Origin of the sequence: Tardiphaga sp. P9-11 (genome assembly GCF_008329525.1) — a bacterium.
Classification (GTDB): Bacteria; Pseudomonadota; Alphaproteobacteria; order Rhizobiales; family Xanthobacteraceae; genus Tardiphaga.
On record NZ_NPKQ01000002.1, the window covers coordinates 420,249 to 438,407 of the forward strand.

Annotated in this window: 19 protein-coding genes; 9 read left to right on the forward strand and 10 right to left on the reverse strand. The window is 61.2% G+C overall.

Annotation, left to right across the window (positions count from 1 at the left end; all coding sequences use genetic code 11):
- The first annotated feature begins 8 nt into the window (after window positions 1–8).
- Both CIW50_RS08340 and CIW50_RS08345 read left to right on the forward strand, forming a co-directional pair.
- Complete coding sequence (locus CIW50_RS08340; RefSeq protein ID WP_149530799.1) at window positions 9–587, forward strand: peroxidase-related enzyme; 579 nt, start codon at window positions 9–11, stop codon at window positions 585–587.
- A 21-nt stretch (window positions 588–608) separates the two neighbouring features.
- Complete coding sequence (locus tag CIW50_RS08345; protein ID WP_149530800.1) at window positions 609–1,118, forward strand: MgtC/SapB family protein; 510 nt, start codon at window positions 609–611, stop codon at window positions 1,116–1,118.
- On the opposite strand, the gene CIW50_RS08350 is transcribed toward CIW50_RS08345, so the two are convergent.
- The gene (locus CIW50_RS08350) at window positions 1,079–1,705 is read right to left on the reverse strand and encodes a ParB-like protein (protein ID WP_149530801.1); all 627 of its coding nucleotides are present in this window, start codon (window positions 1,703–1,705) and stop codon (window positions 1,079–1,081) included. The two genes, CIW50_RS08345 and CIW50_RS08350, sit on opposite strands and share 40 nt — an antisense overlap.
- Before the next feature lie 177 nt (window positions 1,706–1,882).
- On the opposite strand from CIW50_RS08350, the gene CIW50_RS08355 reads away from it, so the two are divergent.
- From CIW50_RS08355 to CIW50_RS08385, 7 genes are all read left to right on the forward strand, one after another.
- Window positions 1,883–2,230 carry a hypothetical protein gene (locus CIW50_RS08355; protein WP_149530802.1) on the forward strand — a complete coding sequence of 116 codons (348 nt, stop codon included), beginning with the start codon at window positions 1,883–1,885 and terminating at the stop codon, window positions 2,228–2,230.
- A 188-nt stretch (window positions 2,231–2,418) separates the two neighbouring features.
- On the forward strand, window positions 2,419–2,700 hold the full coding sequence (locus CIW50_RS08360) for an acyl carrier protein (RefSeq protein ID WP_002711294.1): 282 nt from the start codon (window positions 2,419–2,421) through the stop codon (window positions 2,698–2,700).
- Between the two features lie 9 nt (window positions 2,701–2,709).
- Window positions 2,710–3,183: a 3-hydroxyacyl-ACP dehydratase FabZ family protein gene (locus tag CIW50_RS08365; protein ID WP_116660339.1), complete on the forward strand. Its 474-nt coding sequence runs from the start codon at window positions 2,710–2,712 to the stop codon at window positions 3,181–3,183.
- Window positions 3,176–4,381, forward strand: coding sequence for a beta-ketoacyl-ACP synthase (locus tag CIW50_RS08370; RefSeq protein WP_149530803.1), 1,206 nt, complete (start codon window positions 3,176–3,178; stop codon window positions 4,379–4,381). The genes CIW50_RS08365 and CIW50_RS08370 overlap by 8 nt, the downstream gene beginning before the upstream one ends.
- A gap of 27 nt (window positions 4,382–4,408) precedes the next feature.
- On the forward strand, window positions 4,409–5,689 hold the full coding sequence (locus CIW50_RS08375; RefSeq protein WP_149530804.1) for a beta-ketoacyl-ACP synthase: 1,281 nt from the start codon (window positions 4,409–4,411) through the stop codon (window positions 5,687–5,689).
- Between the two features lie 103 nt (window positions 5,690–5,792).
- Entirely contained in the window at window positions 5,793–6,815 is a 1,023-nt protein-coding gene (locus CIW50_RS08380) for a zinc-binding dehydrogenase (protein ID WP_149530805.1), read from the forward strand.
- A complete protein-coding gene (locus CIW50_RS08385; RefSeq protein WP_149530806.1) occupies window positions 6,815–7,750 on the forward strand; it encodes a lipid A biosynthesis lauroyl acyltransferase in 936 nt (311 codons plus the stop codon). Before CIW50_RS08380 ends, CIW50_RS08385 begins: the two co-directional genes overlap by 1 nt.
- A gap of 3 nt (window positions 7,751–7,753) precedes the next feature.
- On the opposite strand, the gene CIW50_RS08390 is transcribed toward CIW50_RS08385, so the two are convergent.
- From CIW50_RS08390 to CIW50_RS08430, 9 genes are all read right to left on the reverse strand, one after another.
- The gene (locus CIW50_RS08390) at window positions 7,754–8,848 is read right to left on the reverse strand and encodes a polyamine ABC transporter substrate-binding protein (protein WP_149531558.1); all 1,095 of its coding nucleotides are present in this window, start codon (window positions 8,846–8,848) and stop codon (window positions 7,754–7,756) included.
- A 15-nt stretch (window positions 8,849–8,863) separates the two neighbouring features.
- Window positions 8,864–10,018 carry an aminotransferase gene (locus CIW50_RS08395; RefSeq protein WP_149530807.1) on the reverse strand — a complete coding sequence of 385 codons (1,155 nt, stop codon included), beginning with the start codon at window positions 10,016–10,018 and terminating at the stop codon, window positions 8,864–8,866.
- A gap of 7 nt (window positions 10,019–10,025) precedes the next feature.
- Window positions 10,026–10,358, reverse strand: a complete 333-nt coding sequence (locus tag CIW50_RS08400; RefSeq protein ID WP_149530808.1) for a rhodanese-like domain-containing protein — start codon at window positions 10,356–10,358, stop codon at window positions 10,026–10,028.
- A 111-nt stretch (window positions 10,359–10,469) separates the two neighbouring features.
- Window positions 10,470–12,392 (reverse strand): potassium transporter Kup, encoded by a 1,923-nt coding sequence (locus CIW50_RS08405; protein WP_149530809.1) that lies wholly within the window; start codon window positions 12,390–12,392, stop codon window positions 10,470–10,472.
- 124 nt (window positions 12,393–12,516) lie between these two features.
- Window positions 12,517–14,418 (reverse strand): potassium transporter Kup, encoded by a 1,902-nt coding sequence (locus tag CIW50_RS08410; protein ID WP_149530810.1) that lies wholly within the window; start codon window positions 14,416–14,418, stop codon window positions 12,517–12,519.
- 150 nt (window positions 14,419–14,568) lie between these two features.
- Window positions 14,569–15,393: an OmpA/MotB family protein gene (locus CIW50_RS08415; protein ID WP_068730582.1), complete on the reverse strand. Its 825-nt coding sequence runs from the start codon at window positions 15,391–15,393 to the stop codon at window positions 14,569–14,571.
- Between the two features lie 30 nt (window positions 15,394–15,423).
- On the reverse strand, window positions 15,424–16,197 hold the full coding sequence (locus tag CIW50_RS08420) for a motility protein A (protein ID WP_149530811.1): 774 nt from the start codon (window positions 16,195–16,197) through the stop codon (window positions 15,424–15,426).
- Window positions 16,198–16,410: 213 nt separating this feature from the next.
- The gene (locus CIW50_RS08425; protein WP_149530812.1) at window positions 16,411–17,157 is read right to left on the reverse strand and encodes a class I SAM-dependent methyltransferase; all 747 of its coding nucleotides are present in this window, start codon (window positions 17,155–17,157) and stop codon (window positions 16,411–16,413) included.
- 132 nt (window positions 17,158–17,289) lie between these two features.
- Complete coding sequence (locus tag CIW50_RS08430; RefSeq protein WP_149530813.1) at window positions 17,290–18,009, reverse strand: RraA family protein; 720 nt, start codon at window positions 18,007–18,009, stop codon at window positions 17,290–17,292.
- Window positions 18,010–18,159: the final 150 nt, after the last annotated feature.

An 18,159-nucleotide genomic window follows, 5' to 3' on the forward strand; every position in this document is an offset into this window, starting at 1 on the left:
AACGCCAGATGACCCAGCCGATTGCAAAACGCTTTCCGACGCCCGCCCTCGACAAGTTGCCCGAGGACATCCGCACGCGCATCATGGGCGTGCAGGAAAAGTCCGGCTTCGTGCCGAACGTGTTCCTGTCGCTGGCCTATCGCCCCGACGAATTCCGCGCCTTCTTCGCCTATCACGACGCATTGATGGACAAGGACAGCGGATTGACCAAGGCCGAGCGCGAGATGATCGTCGTCGCGACGTCAGCCGCCAACCAGTGCCATTATTGCGTCATTGCGCATGGGGCGATCCTGCGTATTCGCGCCAAGAACCCGACCATAGCCGACCAGATCGCCGTCAACTATCGCAAGGCCGACATCACGCCGAAGCAGCATGCGATGCTGGATTTCGCCATGAAGGTGAGCCGATCCGCCGAGACCATCGGCGAGCAGGATTTTGCCGAGGTTTCCGGCCACGGCTTCAGCGACGACGACATCTGGGACATCACCGCGATCTCGGCTTTCTTCGCGCTGTCGAACCGGATGGCCAACGTCACCAATATGAAACCGAACGACGAGTTCTATTTGATGGGCCGGCTGCCGAAGTAACGGCGCAACAGGAACACTCCATTGCTCGACTGGACGGACATCATCCTGCGTCTCGGCATCGCCGCCCTCGTCGGCAGCGCCATCGGCCTCAATCGCGACCTGCACGGCAAGCCAGTTGGCGTGCGCACGCTGGGGCTGGTCAGCCTGGCCACCGCCATGATCGTAGTGCTGGCCGATCCACTCGGCAAAGGCGGCTTCACGGATGCCGGCAGCCGGGTCATTCAGGGCGTTCTCACAGGCATCGGCTTTCTCGGCGCCGGCGTGATCTTCCACGCCGAGCGCCATTTCCGCGTCCGTGGCCTGACCAGCGCCGCCTGTGTGTGGCTGACAGCCTGTGTCGGCATCATGTGCGGCGCCGGTCACTGGCGCATTGTCACCGTCTCGGTGGTGATCGCCTTCCTCGTGCTGCTGTTCGGCGGCAAGGTTGAACGCGCGCTACACCGTGCCTTTGGCGGCAAAGACGATCCGGCGTCGATCCCGGTGGATCCCCCTCAGTCGTCCGACGCCGGTCCGCACCAGCCGGGCAAATAGATCGCATCCTTGCTTTTGGCGATCGCCAGCGCCTTCTCCAATGCCTTGGCAAAATCGGCCCCGACCTCCTTGGTGGAGAGCCGGCTGCGAAACAGGTCTGCCCACAGGAATTCGCTGAACGGCGTCGTGTCCTTGGCATAGCCGCCGGCGCGGCGAATTTCGCCGGCCAGGCTGCGGAATGGATCGTCCTTCAGGCCCGTCACCGATTTCGGAATGTCCTTGAAGTGTCGTCGATCGCCCTTGGCGTCATAAGGATAGGCCCAGCGGCGGTGATCGAGCACGCCCCAGAATGCTTTCATGTCGACCATCGTGAGATCTGCGATCACGGTGACGAGCACATCCTTCACGCCTTCGTCATGCAACGCACGTGCGAGATGATGGTGATCGACCACGTAATGGCGCTGATCCGGCCCCAGCACCACCGGAATCATGTGTTTGCCAAGCAGTTCGGCCTGTTTGCGCTTTGACTTGTGCGCACGCCAGCGTTTGCGCTTCTCCTTCACTTCGCGCATGCCCACTGTCATCTGCGTTGGCCGCAGCGACAGGATCGGGACCGGATGCAGCAACGGTTCACGTGTGTTCGGCATGTGGCCTCCCATCTATCCTACGTTTCATCGGAGCGAAGTATGGCATGGTCGCCGCGCCAATGCGGATCAGTTCCACGTCATCTCCAGCGATTGCCGCATCCATGCCATGCGGACTTTAGCTGCGCGAAGCAGTCGCATCGTGCTACACTTCGGTATTACATGCGCAGACCCACGACCATGAAGACCCAGCAGCCGATTATCAGGGAGGATGACGAGCACCGCGTGCTTCGTTTCGTGCCGCGCACCTCGGATACGCTGCCATACCATCCCACCTCTCCCGCCGACGCCCCCCGCCGCCGCCAAACCACCGGCGCGAGCGACCTGTCCCGGTATCAACAGACACAGGACGATACGGACGACTTCCGCCACCGGATGCTGGCCAATAGCGCAGCCTTCGGCTTTACGGTGATCCTGGTGGGTGTCGGAATCTGGCTCGCGGTCAGCATCGCCGATCTCCGGAAAACCCAGGATTGCGTGTTGATGGGCCGCCGCGACTGCGCCCACATTGTTGCGCCGCACGGCTGAGGCGCGCCATACCCCCCTTCCACAGCCCACAGCGGCTGGTGAGCAGGCGCTCAACTGCATTGAACTGCCGCCCCCGCTCCGATATACGGGCAATCGACTCTATACGGCGGACCGGGACTACCCGGGGCGAAGCCCTGTGTTTGCGCGCGCCGATCGAAAATTATCTTCAATATATCAAAGGCTTAGTAATGTCCTCCACATTCGATCAGGTCGCTACAATCATCGCCGAGACTTGCGACATTCCCCGCGACACGATCACGCCGGAAAGCCACGCCATCGACGATCTGGGGATCGACAGCCTCGACTTCCTGGATATCGCTTTTGCGATCGACAAGGCGTTCGGGATCAAGCTGCCGCTGGAAAAGTGGACCCAGGAGGTCAACGACGGCAAGGCGACCACCGAGCAGTATTTCGTCCTGAAGAACCTCAGCGCGCGCATCGACGAATTGGTCGCGGCCAAGGGCGCGTAACGCCCCGCCATGAACCTCGAATATTTTCACCTGATCGACCGCATCACCGACCTTAATGTCGGCGAACGGACGATCACGGTCGAAGCGAACGTCCCTGAAAAGAGCACCATCTTCGAGGGCCACTTCCCGGGCTACCCGCTGATGCCCGGCGTGCTGCTGATCGAGTCGATGGCGCAGACCTCAGGCTGGCTGTTGATCGCGCTGATGAAATTCGAGCGCATGCCGTTCCTCGCCGCGGTGAAGGAAGCCAAGATGCGCACCTTCATCACGCCAGGTACGAAGCTGGACATCAACGCCAGCGTGCTGCACGAAGGCGACGGATTCTTCATGACCACGGTCAAGATCAAGGTCGACGGCAAGCTGACCTGCAACGCGCAGCTCACTTTCAAGACCGTCCCGTTCCCCCATCCGGATCTGCGCGGGCACATGGACGTTGTGGCCGAGCGTATCGGATTCCCCCTACAGGCAATCACCAATGGCTGAAACCCGACCGATGACATCCGAGCCGGTGGAAGCGTGGATCACCGGCATAGGCCTCGCGACGTCATTGGGCGAAGGCCCCGACGCGCACTGGGATGCGCTGAACAACAAGCGCATCAATGTTGATGAAACCGGCTTTGCACCGAATATCGTGCATCCCCTCGCCCCCGTTTCCTATGATGCGCAGATTCCCAAGAAGGGCGATCAACGGCAGATGGAAGCCTGGCAGCGGATCGGCACCTATGCCGCCGGCCTCGCGCTCGATTCCGCTGGCGTCAAAGGCAACAAAGACATCCTGTCGAAGATGGACATGATCGTCGCCGCCGGTGGTGGTGAGCGCGATCTGGCCGTCGATTCCGGCATCCTGAACTCGGACGGTTACGGCGCCGCGACACCGGGTCTGCTCAACGAAAAGCTGCTCAACGACCTCAGGCCAACGCTATTTCTGGCGCAGCTCTCGAACCTGCTTGCTGGCAACATCGCCATCGTCCACGGCGTCACCGGCTCATCGCGGACCTTCATGGGCGAGGAAGCTGCTGGAGTCGACGCCGCACGTATCGCGTTGGCACGCATCGCCTCAGGCCAGAGCGACATCGCACTGATCGGCGCCGCACATAATGGCGAGCGCAAGGATCTTCTGCTGCTGTACGAATTCGACGATTTCAATCTGAAGAACAAGTTCGAGACTGTCTGGGCGCGCGAAAACAATTCGGGCTTTGCACTCGGCTCTGCCGGCGCATTCCTCGTAATCGAGTCGAAGGCGCATGCTGAAGCCCGCGGCGCCAAGCCTCTCGCACGGTTGAAGAGCGTCGTTGCCGATCACGCGCGTCGCAAGACGCCCGGCGAAGTCACGACGGTCCTGCAGAAGCTGTGGTCGCAGCTCGGCGCAAAGAACGACGCAGCGATCATCACCGGCGCGACTGGTGCGGAGCCAGTGACATCCGAGGAGCGCGCCTTCCTGAAGGATCATGCCGACGTCGCCATTCGCGGCACCGGTACCCTCTTCGGTCATACGCTTGAAACCCAATTCCCGCTCGGCCTCGGCCTTGCGGCGCTAGCGATCTCGCGCGGTGCGATGTTTCCGCCGAACGATTCAACCGGCCTTGAGATTGAAAAGTCCGGCAAGCCCACCCAGATTGTCGTGATCGGCGCCGGCCATTGGCGCGGCGAAGGCATGGCGCTGGTTGAAGCCATTAGTTGAGCGGTCGACGCGGCCGACGGAGATAATATGACTGCAACGCGCGATAAATTCGGCCGACCGATTGTTGTCGTCACCGGCATGGGTGTTGCGACATCGCTTGGTGCCGGCAAGGAAGATAATTGGGCAAAGCTCACCGCCGGCGAATCCGGCATCCGCACCATCACGCGCTTTCCCGTCGACGGCATGAAGACCACGATGGCAGGCACGATCGATTTCGTGCCGGTCGAGCCGTTCTCCTCCACTGATCTCTCCGAGAAACTCGGCGAGATGGTCACCGAGGAAGCGATTGCGCAGGCCAATATCGGCAGCAAGGGCGACTTCCCTGGCCCGCTGTTCCTCGCCGTTGCTCCTGTTGAGGTCGAGTGGCCGCAGCGTCAGCTCATCGCAAAGGCTGCGGGCGCCAATAGCGACATCAATTACGACACGCTGCTCCGCGTCGCCGGCGGCGGCCAGTTCGTTCAGTATCATCGCCGCTTCCTGTTCGGCTCTGTCGCCGATCATCTCGCCGACACCTTCGGCACCAAGGGCTCGCCGATCTCGCTGTCGACCGCCTGCGCCTCTGGCGCGACTGCGATCCAGCTCGGCGTCGAAGCGATCCGCCGCGGCGAAGCCGATGCGGCGCTGTGCGTCGCCACCGACGGTTCGGTAAACCCGGAAGCACTCATTCGCTTCTCCCTGCTCTCGGCGCTCTCAACCCATAACGATCCGCCTGAGAAGGCCGTCCGTCCATTCGCCAAGAACCGCGATGGTTTCGTGATGGCCGAAGGCGCTGGCGCGCTAGTGCTGGAAAGCCTGGAAGCCGCCACTGCGCGTGGCGCGAAGATCCTTGGCATCGTCGCCGGCTGCGGCGAACTCGCGGATTCCTTCCACCGCACCCGCTCCAGCCCGGACGGCAAGCCCATCATCGGCTGCGTGAACAACGCGCTGGTGGATGCCGGCCTGACGTCGGACCAGATCGACTACATCAACGCCCACGGCACCGGCACGCCGGAAAACGACAAGATGGAGTATCTCGGCATCTCCAGCGTATTCGGCGAGCGCGCAAAGGAGATCCCGGTCTCGTCGAACAAGTCCATGGTCGGCCATACTCTCTCCGCCGCGGGCGCCGTCGAAGCAGTGTTCTCGCTGCTAACGCTGGCGCATCAGCGGATTCCCCCGACCATCAATTACGATGTGCCCGATCCAGCCATTCCGTTCGACGTGGTTCCCAATACCGCCCGGGATGCACGTGTGACCGCCGTGATGTCGAATTCCTTCGGCTTTGGCGGCCAGAATGCCTCGCTGATCCTCACCGGCGAGCCCGTTTAGGGCTCTCTGGCCTCTGGGCGGCCCCCTCTCCGGTTGACGTCATGGCGTGAACCGGCGATACGCAGGCATCCGAAATCAACCTTTCTTGCCGGAGACGCGGTTCATGCGTGCGCTCAATCTTGTTGCTGATCGTGAGCTCGTCGTCGTCGACGTGCCGCCGCCCCCGCCGCCCGCTGCCGGCGAAGTACAAATCCGCGTCAAGGCTGTCGGCCTGAACCATATCGACGTCTGGGGCTTCCGCGGCATGGCCTTCGCCAAGCGCAAGCTGCCGCTGTCGATTGGCGCAGAAGCTTCGGGCGAAATCGCTGCCGTTGGCGAAGGCGTTACCAACCTGAAGCCCGGCCAGAAGGTCGTGATGTATGGCGCACTGACCTGCGGTCATTGCAAGGCCTGTCAGGAAGGCCGCGACAATTTCTGTGAGAATGTCGGCGGCCTCTATGGCTTCCACATCGATGGCTTCTCACGCGAACTGATGAACATGCCGGCACGGCTCGTGATCCCCGTCCCTGACGGCATCAGCTTCCGCGATGCCGCGTGTGCGCCGATCGCGTTCTCGACCGTCCAGCACATGCTGTTCGACAATGCCAAGCTGCAGCCGGGCGAGACCATTCTCGTTCACGCTGGCGGCTCTGGCATCGGTACCGTCGCGATCAAGATGGCGAAGAAGATTGGCTGCACCGTCATCACCACCGTGGGCGACGACAGCAAGATCGAAGGCGTCAAGGCGCTCGGCGCCGACCACGTCATCAACTATCGCAAGGATCGCTTCGAAGGCGAGACCCGCAAGATCACCAAGAAGAAGGGCGTCGATGTCGTGTTCGAACACGTCGGCGCTGACACCTTCAACGGTTCGCTGCTGGTCATGAAGCGCGGCGGCCGCCTGGTCACCTGCGGCTCGACCTCGGGTCCCACAACCACCATCAACCTGATGCAGCTGTTCCAGCAGCAGTACCGCATCTTCGGTTCGTTCGGCGCCACCATGAAGAACATCAGTGAGAGCCTCGACAAGATGGCCGACGGCATGCTGCCGGTGATCGATACCGAAGTACCGATCAGCGACGTCGAGACCGCACTGAAGCGGATGGAAACCCGCCAGGTGTTCGGCAAGATCATCGTTCACTTCTGATGCTCCGCCTGCTGCTTCGCACCAAGGCCCGCATTCGCGATGCCCTGAAGCCAGCAGGCGACGCCGCCGTCGGTGCGCTGACGATCGCCATCTTGCGCACCACGCGCTATTTCGATCCGGTCAAGACCGCCAACCGGTTCGGCAAGATCACGCAGCGCATCGGGCCGCTGTTTCGCGAAGACAAGATCGGTCGCGCCAATCTCACAGCTGCCTTCCCCGAGAAGTCACCGGAAGAGATCGAGAAGATTCTCGCCGGTGTCTGGGACAATATGGGCCGCGTCGGTGCGGAGTTCGCGCATCTCGACCAGATCTGGGATTACGACCCGGCACATCCGACCAAGCCCAGCAATGTCGAATTCTCGGCGCGGACGGCGGAAATTTTCGATCAGCTGCGCGATGACGGCAGGCCGGCGCTGATTTTCGCGAGCCATCTCGGCAATTGGGAAATTCCAGCACTTGCAGCCGTTGCTCACGGCCTCGACGCAGCCGTGTTGTACCGCCGGCCGAACAGTGCCGCTGCTGACCGCGCCATCCATCAGACGCGCGCGATCAATATGGGTAACCTCATTCCGGCCAGCCATGACGCGCCGCTCAAGCTCGCGCATGCACTGAATGAGGGCAAGCACGTCGCCATGCTGGTGGATCAATGGTTCACCAATGGCGTTCCGGTGGATTTCTTCGGTCGCAAGACCAATGCCAATCCGATGCTGGCGCGGCTGCTGCGCCAGGTGGATTGCCCGATCCATGGCGTTCGTATCATCCGCCTGCCCCATCATCGTTTCCGGATCGAGGTCTCCGAAGAGGTGAAACCGGTGCGCGATCCCAACGGCAAGGTCGACGTTCAGGGCACCATGCAGGCGGTGACGTCGGTGCTGGAAGGCTGGATCCGGGAATATCCCGAGCAGTGGCTGTGGCTGCACCGCAGGTGGCGGTAGCGCTCAGCGCCCCGTCTTCACCTTTGTCCAGAGCCGGTTGATCACGCGCTGCGTGGCAGGATCACGTGCGGTGATGACGAAGAGTTTCTGCAGCATCGCGTCATCCGGGTAGATCGTCTTGTCGTTCAGGATTTTCGGATCGACCAGCTTCTGGCTGGCGAGATTGCCGTTGGCGTAACCAAGGAAATCCGAGTTCTTCGCTGCAACATCCGGCCGGTAGAGATAGTTGATCAGCTCATAGGCCTCAACGACGTTCTTCGCATCGGCTGGGATCGCCAGATTGTCGAAGAACATCTGGGCACCCTCTTTCGGCACCGCATAGCCGATCTCGACGCCGTTCTTCGCTTCATCCGCCCGCGCACGCGCCTGGATGATGTCGCCGGACCAGCCGACCACGAGACAGATCTCGCCAGTCGCCAATGCACTCAAATACTCGGATGAGTGAAACTTGCGGACATTGCCTCTGATCTTGCCGACGAGATCGGCGGCCTTTTCGAGGTCCGGCTGCTTGGTGGAATTGGGATCGAGGCCCAGCGCATTCAGCGCCGCCGGCAGGATGTCATCGGCGGAGTCCAGCATGTGGATTCCGCAATCCTTGAACTTCGCGAGGTTCTCCGGCTTGAAGATGATATCCCAGCTATCGATCTTCGTGTCGGGTCCAAGAATCTTCGCGACCTGCTTGACGTTGTAGCCAATGCCGGTGGTGCCCCACATATAGTTCGCAGCAAACTGATTGCCGGGGTCGTAGATCGCGAGGCGTTTTGTGACTTCCGGCCAGGCATTGGCAAGGTTCGGGAGTTTCGCCTTGTCCAGCTTCTGGAACACTTTTGCGGTGATCTGGCGCTGCAGGAAATAAGCCGTCGGCACCACCACGTCGTAACCGGATTTGCCGGCCAGCAGACGCGTCTCCAGCGTCTCATTGGCATCGAAGGTGTCGTAAACGACCTTGATGCCGGTCTCCCTGGTGAACGCCTCCAGCACACCGGGCGCCATGTAGTTCGACCAGTTATAGAAATTAACGACGCGTTCCTGCGCATGTGCGGGCAAGGACCACAGCAGTGCCATTCCGACGACCCACGCGCGCCCGTGGCTGCCCATGCGCATCAACTTCCCCTAGCGGCGGTGAACGGCGTCGTGCAGACGCTCCAGCGCGGTATCGAGCGTCGCGTCATTCTTCGCAAAACAGAACCGCACTACCGACGTCACCTTGTCCTGCTCATAGAACGCTGAGACAGGAATCGCCGCGACCTTGTAGTCGTAGACGAGACGTCGGCAAAACTCCTCGTCGGTCTCGTTCAACCCGAGCGGCGACAGATCGACAGTGAGGAAATACGTGCCCTGCGACTTGATGACGGGAAAGCCTATGCTCTCCAGACCAGCCGCCAAACGATCGCGACTGCGCGCGAGATCGGCGCGCATCTGCTTGAAGTAATCGTCGGACTTGCCGAGACCATAGGCGACCGCAACCTGCAGGTTCGGCGCGGTCGTGAAGGTCAGGAACTGATGCACCTTGGCGCAGACGCGCAGCAGATGCGGCGGGGCGCAGACAAAGCCGATCTTCCAGCCGGTCAGCGAAAAGATCTTGCCGGCCGAGCCGACCTTGATGGTGCGGTCGCGCATGCCGGGAATGGTGATCAGCGGGATATGATCGTGCCCATCGAAGGTCACGTGTTCCCACACTTCATCGCAGATCGCGATCGTATCGAATTCCTGGCAGAACTTCGCCAGCAGTTCGAGGTCCTCGCGCGGCGACACCACCGCCGCCGGGTTGAGCGGGCTGTTGAACAGCACAGCCTTGGTCTTGTGATTGAAGACCGCGCGCAAATCTTCTTCCGTGAGACGCCAGTGCGGTGGCTTCAGGCTGACCAGACGCGGAATGCCGCCGGCCTGGCGGATGATCGGCAGATAAGAGTCGTAGACCGGCTGGAAGCACACGACTTCATCGCCGGGCTCGACCACCGCGAGGATCGACGAGGTCAGCGCCTCGGTGCCGCCGGAGGTCACCATTACCTCGGTCATCGGATCGAGCGTGAGCTTGTGCCAGTGCTGGTAATGCGTGGCGATTGCCTGACGCAGTTCCGGGATACCCATCATCGACGGATACTGGTTATAGCCGTGCAGCGTCGCGTCCGCGGCCGCCTGACGGATATCATCGGGACCGGGATGATCGGGAAAGCCCTGCCCGAGATTGATGGCGTTATGGTCGCGCGCAAGCTGCGACATCGCCTCGAACACCGTGACGGGCAGCTCGGAGAAGATCTTGTTCATCGAGTGATCAGCCAGCCTTGCTCGGCAGGCCCGCAGCTTTCCAGCCGAGCATCCCGCCGGCGAGATGCTTGTCGTAGGCAAATCCATCGGCCTGGGCGGCCAGCGAGGCAGTCACCGAGCGCTTGCCGGAGCGGCAGGCAAATACGATCTGCTTACCTGCGGGATCGGGCAGATCGGCGCTGTCGAAGGTCGAGAGCGGCACGACGACAGCATCCGGATAGGCTTCGACCGCGACCTCGTTGGGCTCGCGCACATCAACCAGCAGATACTTGCCGTCGGCGATCCCCTTGGAGACTTCTTCGGGCGTCAAATCGTGAACGGTATGAGCTTCGCCTGCCACTACAACCTCCTGGCGCCCCGGTGCGGAGCGAATACGACGGGGCCGAGATACCCCGATTTTTCGGGCGCCAAACTCGCCTCTGCCGCGGCGAAAATCAAGCGTTACAGGGGTCTAAATCGTGACTTGCGTCCCCACCTCGACCACGCGCCCTGTGGGGATCTGGAAATAGTCGGTGGCATCATTGGCGGTGCGGCTCAGCCCGATGAATAGATGGTCCTGCCAGCGCGGCATGCCGGAATGTGCGGCCGGCTTCAGCGCCCGCCGTGACAGGAAGAACGACGTCGACATGATGTCGAACTGCCAGCCGGTCTTGCGCGCTATCGCCAGGGATTTAGGCACATTCGGCGATTCCATGAAGCCGAAGCGCAGCGTCACTTTCGAGAAGGTAGCGCTGATCTCTTCCATGCGCACGCGTTCGCTCGGATCGATGCGCGGCGTCGGTGCGGTTTCGATGGTGAGAATAACGTTCTTCTCGTGAAGCACTTTGTAGTGTTTCAGACTATGCATCAGCGCCGTCGGCGCAGAGTCGGGATCGCTGGTGAGAAACACTGCTGTTCCGGCGACGCGTTGCGGCGGACGCTTCTCCAGCATGGCCACGAGATCGGCCAGCGGAAACTCCAGCTTGCGCGACTTCTCGAACAGCAGGCGGCTGCCGCGCCGCCACGTATACATCAGCAGGATAATCACGCCGCCCATCGCCAGCGGCACCCAGCCGCCGTCGAACACCTTCAGGAGGTTCGCGGTGAGGAAGGTGACGTCGATCACCAGAAATGGCACAATCAGCGCTGCAGCCGCGATCGGCGACCACTTCCAGCCGCGCCAGATCACCACAAAGCCCATCATCGCAGTGACGACCATGGTGCCGGTGACAGAGATGCCATATGCCGAGGCCAGCGAGCTCGACGACTTGAACAGCACGACAAGCACGATCACTGCGATGAACAGCAGCATGTTGACGCGCGGAATGTAGATCTGGCCGGAATGCGACTCCGATGTGTGCCGGATTTCGAAACGTGGCAACAGGCCAAGCTGAATTGCCTGCTGGGTCAGCGAATAGGCGCCTGTGATCACTGCTTGGCTCGCGATCACGGTAGCAGTCGCCGCGAGGATCACCATGGGGATCAGCGCCCAGTCGGGAAACATGAGATAGAACGGATTTTCCAGCGCGGTGGGATCGCGCATCACCAGCGCAGCCTGTCCGAAATAGTTGATGGCCAGTGACGGCAGCACGAGAAACAGCCACGCCAGCTGGATCGGCTTCTTGCCGAAATGGCCCAAGTCAGCATAGAGCGCTTCGGCACCGGTTACAGCGAGAAAAACTGCGCCCAAGGTAACGAAGGCGATGATGCCGTGATGGAACATGAAGTAGATCGCATGCACGGGATTAAGGGCCGCAAGCACTTCAGGATGCTTCATGATCTGCGGAATGGCCGCTACCGCGATCACGATGAACCACAGGCACATGATCGGTCCGAAGAACGTCGCGACCTTCGCGGTGCCACGCGATTGCACGGCGAAAAGCGCCACCAGGATCACGATGGTGATCGGTACAACATAGGGATCGAAGGCGGTGGTGACGAGCTTGACGCCCTCGATGGCCGAGAGCACGGACAGCGCCGGCGTGATCACGGCATCGCCATAGAACAGCGCCGCGGCAATGATGCCGAGCATCACCACCACCGTCCCGCTCGATCCGATCGCCCGTTGGGCCAGCGCCATTAGGGCCAACGGGCCGCCCTCGCCGTTGTTGTCGGCGCGCAGCAGCAGCACGACATATTTGAGCGTCACCACGATGATCAGGGCCCATAGGATCAGCGACAGAACGCCAAGGATCGCTTCATTGTCCACGCCTGGCGCCTTGTGGCCCCCGGCCGCGACCAGCGCCTCACGGAGTGCGTAAAGCGGGCTGGTGCCGATGTCGCCATAGACGACCCCGATACTGCCCATGACGAGCGAGCCAAAGCTGGCCGTCGAATGCCCATGGGTAGGGTCCGCCGGGGACGTCGCGGCGGGAGATGCGCTATCGATGGTCATGGAAACGGCCTCGAAGACTTCTGAATCGCAGATCTCTGAACAGCGGGGCAGCGAGGCCGTTGCCGGCCCCGATGATCGCACCCGTTATAGCGCAAATCCGGGAACCGGACATAACAAAAGGTGTTTAGATCGTCACCTGAGTACCGACCTCCACCACACGTCCGGTGGGAATCTGGAAATAGTCGGTGGCATCGTTTGCCGAGCGGCTGAGCGCGATGAACAGATGGTCCTGCCATAGCGGCATCCCTGATTGCGCCGACGGCTTCAGCGAACGCCGCGACACGAAGAACGACGTTGCCATGATGTCGAACTGCCAGCCGAGTTTTCGCGCGACGACCAGTGCCTTCGGCACGTTCGGCGATTCCATGAAGCCAAAACGCAGCTTCACCATCGAGAACTTGTCGCTGATGTTCTCCATGCGAACGCGTTCAGCGAGATCGACCTTCGGCGTCTGCGCAGTCTCGATAGTCAGGATCACATTGTGTTCGTGCAAAACCTTGTTGTGCTTCAGATTATGCAGCAGCGCCGTCGGCACGAATTCGGGATCGCTGGTGAGAAACACCGCGGTCCCCTTCACGACATGCGGTGGACGCTTTTCGAGGCTCTTGATGAGATCGCGAAGCGGCACTTCGGTGCGACGTGTCTTGGTGATGAGGATCGCAGCACCACGGCGCCAGGTCCAGATCACGCCGGCCATCAGTACACCGAACAGCAGCGGCACCCAGGCGCCTTCCAGCAGCTTCAGGAGATTGGCGCTCAGGAAGGTCAAATCGACGAACACCAGCGGCGCGATGAGGGCTGCGGCGGTCGCGGCTTTCCAGTTCCACAGCTTCCAGATCACCACGAAGCCCATAATGCCATCGGCGACCATGGTGGTGGAGACGGCGATGCCATAGGCAGACGCAAGACCGCTCGACGACTTGAACAGCAGCACCAGCAGCAGCACGCCGATCAGCAGCAGACGATTGACCCGAGGCAAATAGATCTGGCCGGCATGGGTCTCGGAGGTGAAGCGCACTTCGAAGCGGGGCAACAGACCAAGCTGCACCGCCTGACGCACCAGCGAATACGCGCCGGTGATCACCGCCTGGCTCGCAATCACGGTGGCAGCCGTCGCCAGTGCAATCAGCGGCAACAGCATCGATTCCGGTGCCATCCGATAGAACGGATTTTCGATCGCAGCCGGGTTCGACAGTACGAGCGCGCCCTGCCCGAAATAATTGATCAAGAGCGCCGGCAGTACGAAGAAAAACCAGCCGTACTGAATTGGCCTGCGGCCGAAATGGCCAAGATCCGCATAGAGCGCCTCGCCCCCGGTCACGGCGAGGAAGACCGCGCCCAGGGTCACCAGACCGATGGTGCCGTGGGTCAGCATAAACTGCACGGCGTAGTATGGGTTGATCGCTTTCAGCACCGTCGGATCATCGAAGATGTGCGAGGCGCCCATCAGCGCGAGCGCCGTAAACCAGACGATCATCACCGGACCGAAGGCAGAGGCCACCTTTGCGGTGCCAATCCGCTGCACCGAGAACAGCACCACGAGAATTGCGACCGTGACCGGCACGACATAAGGTTCGAGCGCGGGTGCCTTGAGTTTAAGGCCTTCCACCGCCGAGAGCACCGAGATCGCCGGGGTGATCATGGAATCACCGATAAACATCGAGGCGCCGATCACGCCCATCACCATCAGCGGCAAGCTTCGCCGACCCAAGGCACGCTGGCCGAGCGCCATCAGCGACAGCGTTCCGCCCTCGCCATTGTTGTCGGCGCGCAGCAGGAACAGCACATATTTGGCGGTGACAACGATGAACAGCGCCCACAGGATCAGCGAGAGCACGCCGAGCACGATGACAGGCGTCACTGGCGCGCCATGCGTCGCGCCGTGTACCGCCTCGCGGAACGCGTAAAGCGGCGACGTTCCGATGTCGCCGAACACGACGCCGATACTGCCGACCGTGAGCGACCAGAAGCCGGTATGAGCCGGAGCTTCGATCGGTCCCTCGCCTGTTGTTTCCGTAACGGCCATTCTGCTCGTGACGCCTCTGGACAATCCGGACCCGGCTATGGCGTGCCGGGCAATGCCAGTCAACCGGGACACTAGCCTATCCTGCCGCCGATCACGTATCCCGGACGCGGCAAAATCGAGGTGGAGCAGCGAAAAAAGGAATTGACTGTTTTACGGCTTGAGGTTTGGCGGCAGCGGCGGGTCTTCCCGCATCAGCGTAATGGTCACCCGCCGGTTGGCGGCCATGGTCGGATCATCGGGGAACAGCGGCTGGCTGTCTGCCTTGCCCGACACCGAGAAGATATGGGACGACGGCAGGCCTTCCCGTTCCAGAATCTGCCGAACGACATTGGCGCGATCGGCCGACAGATCGAATGCGTCATATTCGCTGCGCGCCGGCACGAAACCCGCGGCAGTGTGACCGACGATCGCCACGCGCAGCGGCGTTGCCTTCAGCGGCCCGGCGAGTTTCTGCAGCAGCAGACGTGTGCGCTCATAAGGAACCTTGGATCCGTCAGCAAACATCGAGCGGCCGTTCTGATCGATGATTTCCAGATTGAGGCCCTGCTTGGTTTCCTCGAACATGATGTTCTTGGAGATCTCGTTGATCTCCGGCATGTCCTGCAGCGCCTGTCGCAGTGATGCCGAAGCGAGCGCGAATTCGCGATCCATCTTCAGCTTGGCGCCGGCGGGACGACCACCTTTCTCGCTCGGACTGGTGATGTTCGACGCATCGTCCGGCGACACATGGTCCTTGTTCTTCGTCTGGCCGCGCGTCGGCAAACCGTCGGACTCGATCACGCCGGAATAACGCGCATCAGACTGCACACCGAATGCTTCGCGGACCGAACCGGCAACGATCTTGAGCTTGGCGCCATCAGGGCTCGAGAACGCCACGAGCATGACGAAATAGCTGAGCAGCAGCGCCATCAGGTCGGCGAAGGTCACGAACCAGCCATGGCCGCCGTGTGCTTCTCCGCGTTTTTTCTTCGCCATCGGACGTGCTCCGAGCCTGCCTCCAGTGCGTTACGCTGGGACCGGCTCACTTTCGTCATGGCGGTGCTTCTCGGGCAGATAGGCCAGCAGCATTTCGCGCACCAGCGCCGGGCTCTTCGAGTCGCGGATCATCAGGATGCCGTCGATGATGAGCGTGCGGTTGGTTTCCTCATCGAGCACCTTGACGTGCAGTTTGTCGGCAATGGGCAGACAGATCAGGTTGCCGACGATCGCGCCATACAGTGTCGCCAGCAGCGCGACCGCCATGAACGGGCCGAGCTTGGACGGATCGGACATGTTCGAGAACATCTGCACCATGCCCAGCAGCGTGCCGATCATGCCGAAGGCCGGGGCGCAATCGCCGATGGCACGATAGATCTTCGAGCCTTCATCGAGATGCATGAGGAAGTTGTCGCGGTCGCGCTCGAGATTATCGCGGATGAATTCGAGGTCGTAGCCGTCGGCAACGAAGCGGATTCCCTTGGCGAGGAACGCGTCATCAGTTTCGACTTTCTCGAGTCCGACCGGGCCCTGCTTTCTCGCGATTTCCGCGATGCGGGCGAGTTCGTCAACGAGATCACGAGCGTTCAGGCGGCTCAGCGTGAATGCAAATTTGGCGCCGAGCGGAATGCCATGGAGGATAGACGAGAGTGGAAAGCGGATCAGCGTCGCGGCGAACGAACCGCCGAAAATGATGATGACAGCGTGGACATCGTAGAACATCCCGAAGCTGCCGCCCATGAGGACCAGGGTACACAGCACGATGATGCCAGCGACAAAACCGACGAGTGTTGTGATATCCATGTCAACTCCGACGCAATACACGTATCGAACGACGCCCGTCCTGGACGGCGGCACGCCTCGATATCAGGCCGCGCAAGGGCACCTTAGCGATATTGCGATTAAGGACGCGTTACCGCTTCACCGCCCATTAATGATAGATTAATGACGCGCGAGCGTGCGTGGAACGGATACGGAGAGTTCGTTCAGCAGGTCGATTGGGACGATCGTGCGGAGTCAGGCAGCGCGCCGGACGACCACGAAAGTACGCGATTCCGGCGCGTGGGTCGGGTCGTCGAGAAACTCGATCGGCTTGAGGCCGGCGGCCACGCAGAAGTCGGCGATCGTGCTCTTCGGCAACGGCTTTGCACCCCGCCACGACGTATCTGCGGTCAACGGATCCTTGCCGAGCAGCGCCTTGATCCTCTGGATGACAGGCGTCGGAACGAACTTGGCGATGTGCCAGAGGATCGTCGGATACTCATGCGCCGTTCTGAAGTGAATGAGCCCGAGCGCGGATGGACGCAGGATACGGGCAACCTCGACCAGATTTGCCTTCACGACATCATGCGATGGCATGTGCTGAAAGACCTCATATGACCATACGAAGTCCGCGGTCTCGGACGCACACGGAAACACGACGCCATTCCCTGCCACGAAGTCGAGATTGCTGAATGCCGCGGCCGCCGCCTTCGCCTTCTCCACCATGACGTCGGACACATCGATGCCGACCGCCCTGGTGAAACGCCGGCCGAGTGCCTGCGTGAAACGTCCGACGCCGCAGCCGATATCGACCGCCGTCTTGCCGACGGGATCTAGAGCATATTTTGCGAGAACGGGATCGATCAGCAGCGTTGCGCGTTCGCGACCGAGTGCGAAGAATTTTTCGGGATCGTGATCCCACAGCTCGGTCTCGACGTAAAAGAACGGGTCACGATTTGCGCGCTCATTCCAGGCTTTCTTCATATCCTTGGTCTGAGGCAATACCGTCTCCAATGCCAGTCTTAACGGCCGAGCGGGCAGTTAGCCCGAAGCTCTCCGGCCGCGCAAGCAACCGGAGCTGGTTCGGTATGATCGGCATCTAACCTTTCTCGTTAGTCTTAATAGCCCCGGATTTCAGTGTATTTCCGACGAGCGCGCCATCGCCTCTTTCAGCTTCTCGAGCGTGAATGACGGACTGCGCGCGATATCGAGAATGGGTGTCTCGCGCCGTCCGCACAGCTCTGCCGCTTCCGGCAGTTTAGCGGCGACATCGAGCGGGATCACAACCGCGCCGTGCTGATCGGCATGGATCAGATCGTCCGAACGGACACTCATGCCAGCCACGCGTATTTCCTGACCGAACTCACTCACATGCACATACGCATGCGACGGGCCGATCGTGCCGGCGAGCGCCTGGAAGTCCGGCGCCCATTGCGGGATGTCGCGGATCGAACCGTCGGTGACCACACCCAGGCAACCGAGCGCCTTGTGCACGGCGCTGTTCACCTCGCCCCAGAACGCACCATAGCCTGTGTTGGGCCCGTCGATATCCTGGATCACGCTGATGCGTGGACCGATGCCCGTACCGACATAGTCGTAGTAAGCGAGCCGCCGCGCCTTCTGTTCTGCGGCAGGAAGGCCGGAGGCCATGGTCGCGCGAATGGTTGCGGTGCGCGCATAGCCGACGATAGGCGGGAGATTGGGAAACGGACAAACCAGCGGACGCGTGGTGTAGCCGATCAGCCGGCGCTCGGGTGCGACGATCTCCATCGCATTGCAGATAGTCGGCGTGTCGTAACGGCCCAGCGCTTCCAGAACGGATGCGGGCAGCGGACCGGTCGCGGGATTCGTCACGGCGTTTCTCCTGTGCGTGATTATCGCATCCCGTCTTCGCGGGACGTCGTCAGTGTTGAGTGACTCCGGATATAGCCGACTTCACAGCACGCCCAAAACGAAATGCGGCTGCTTTCGTCATCGAAAGCAGCCGCATGAATTATCCGCGAG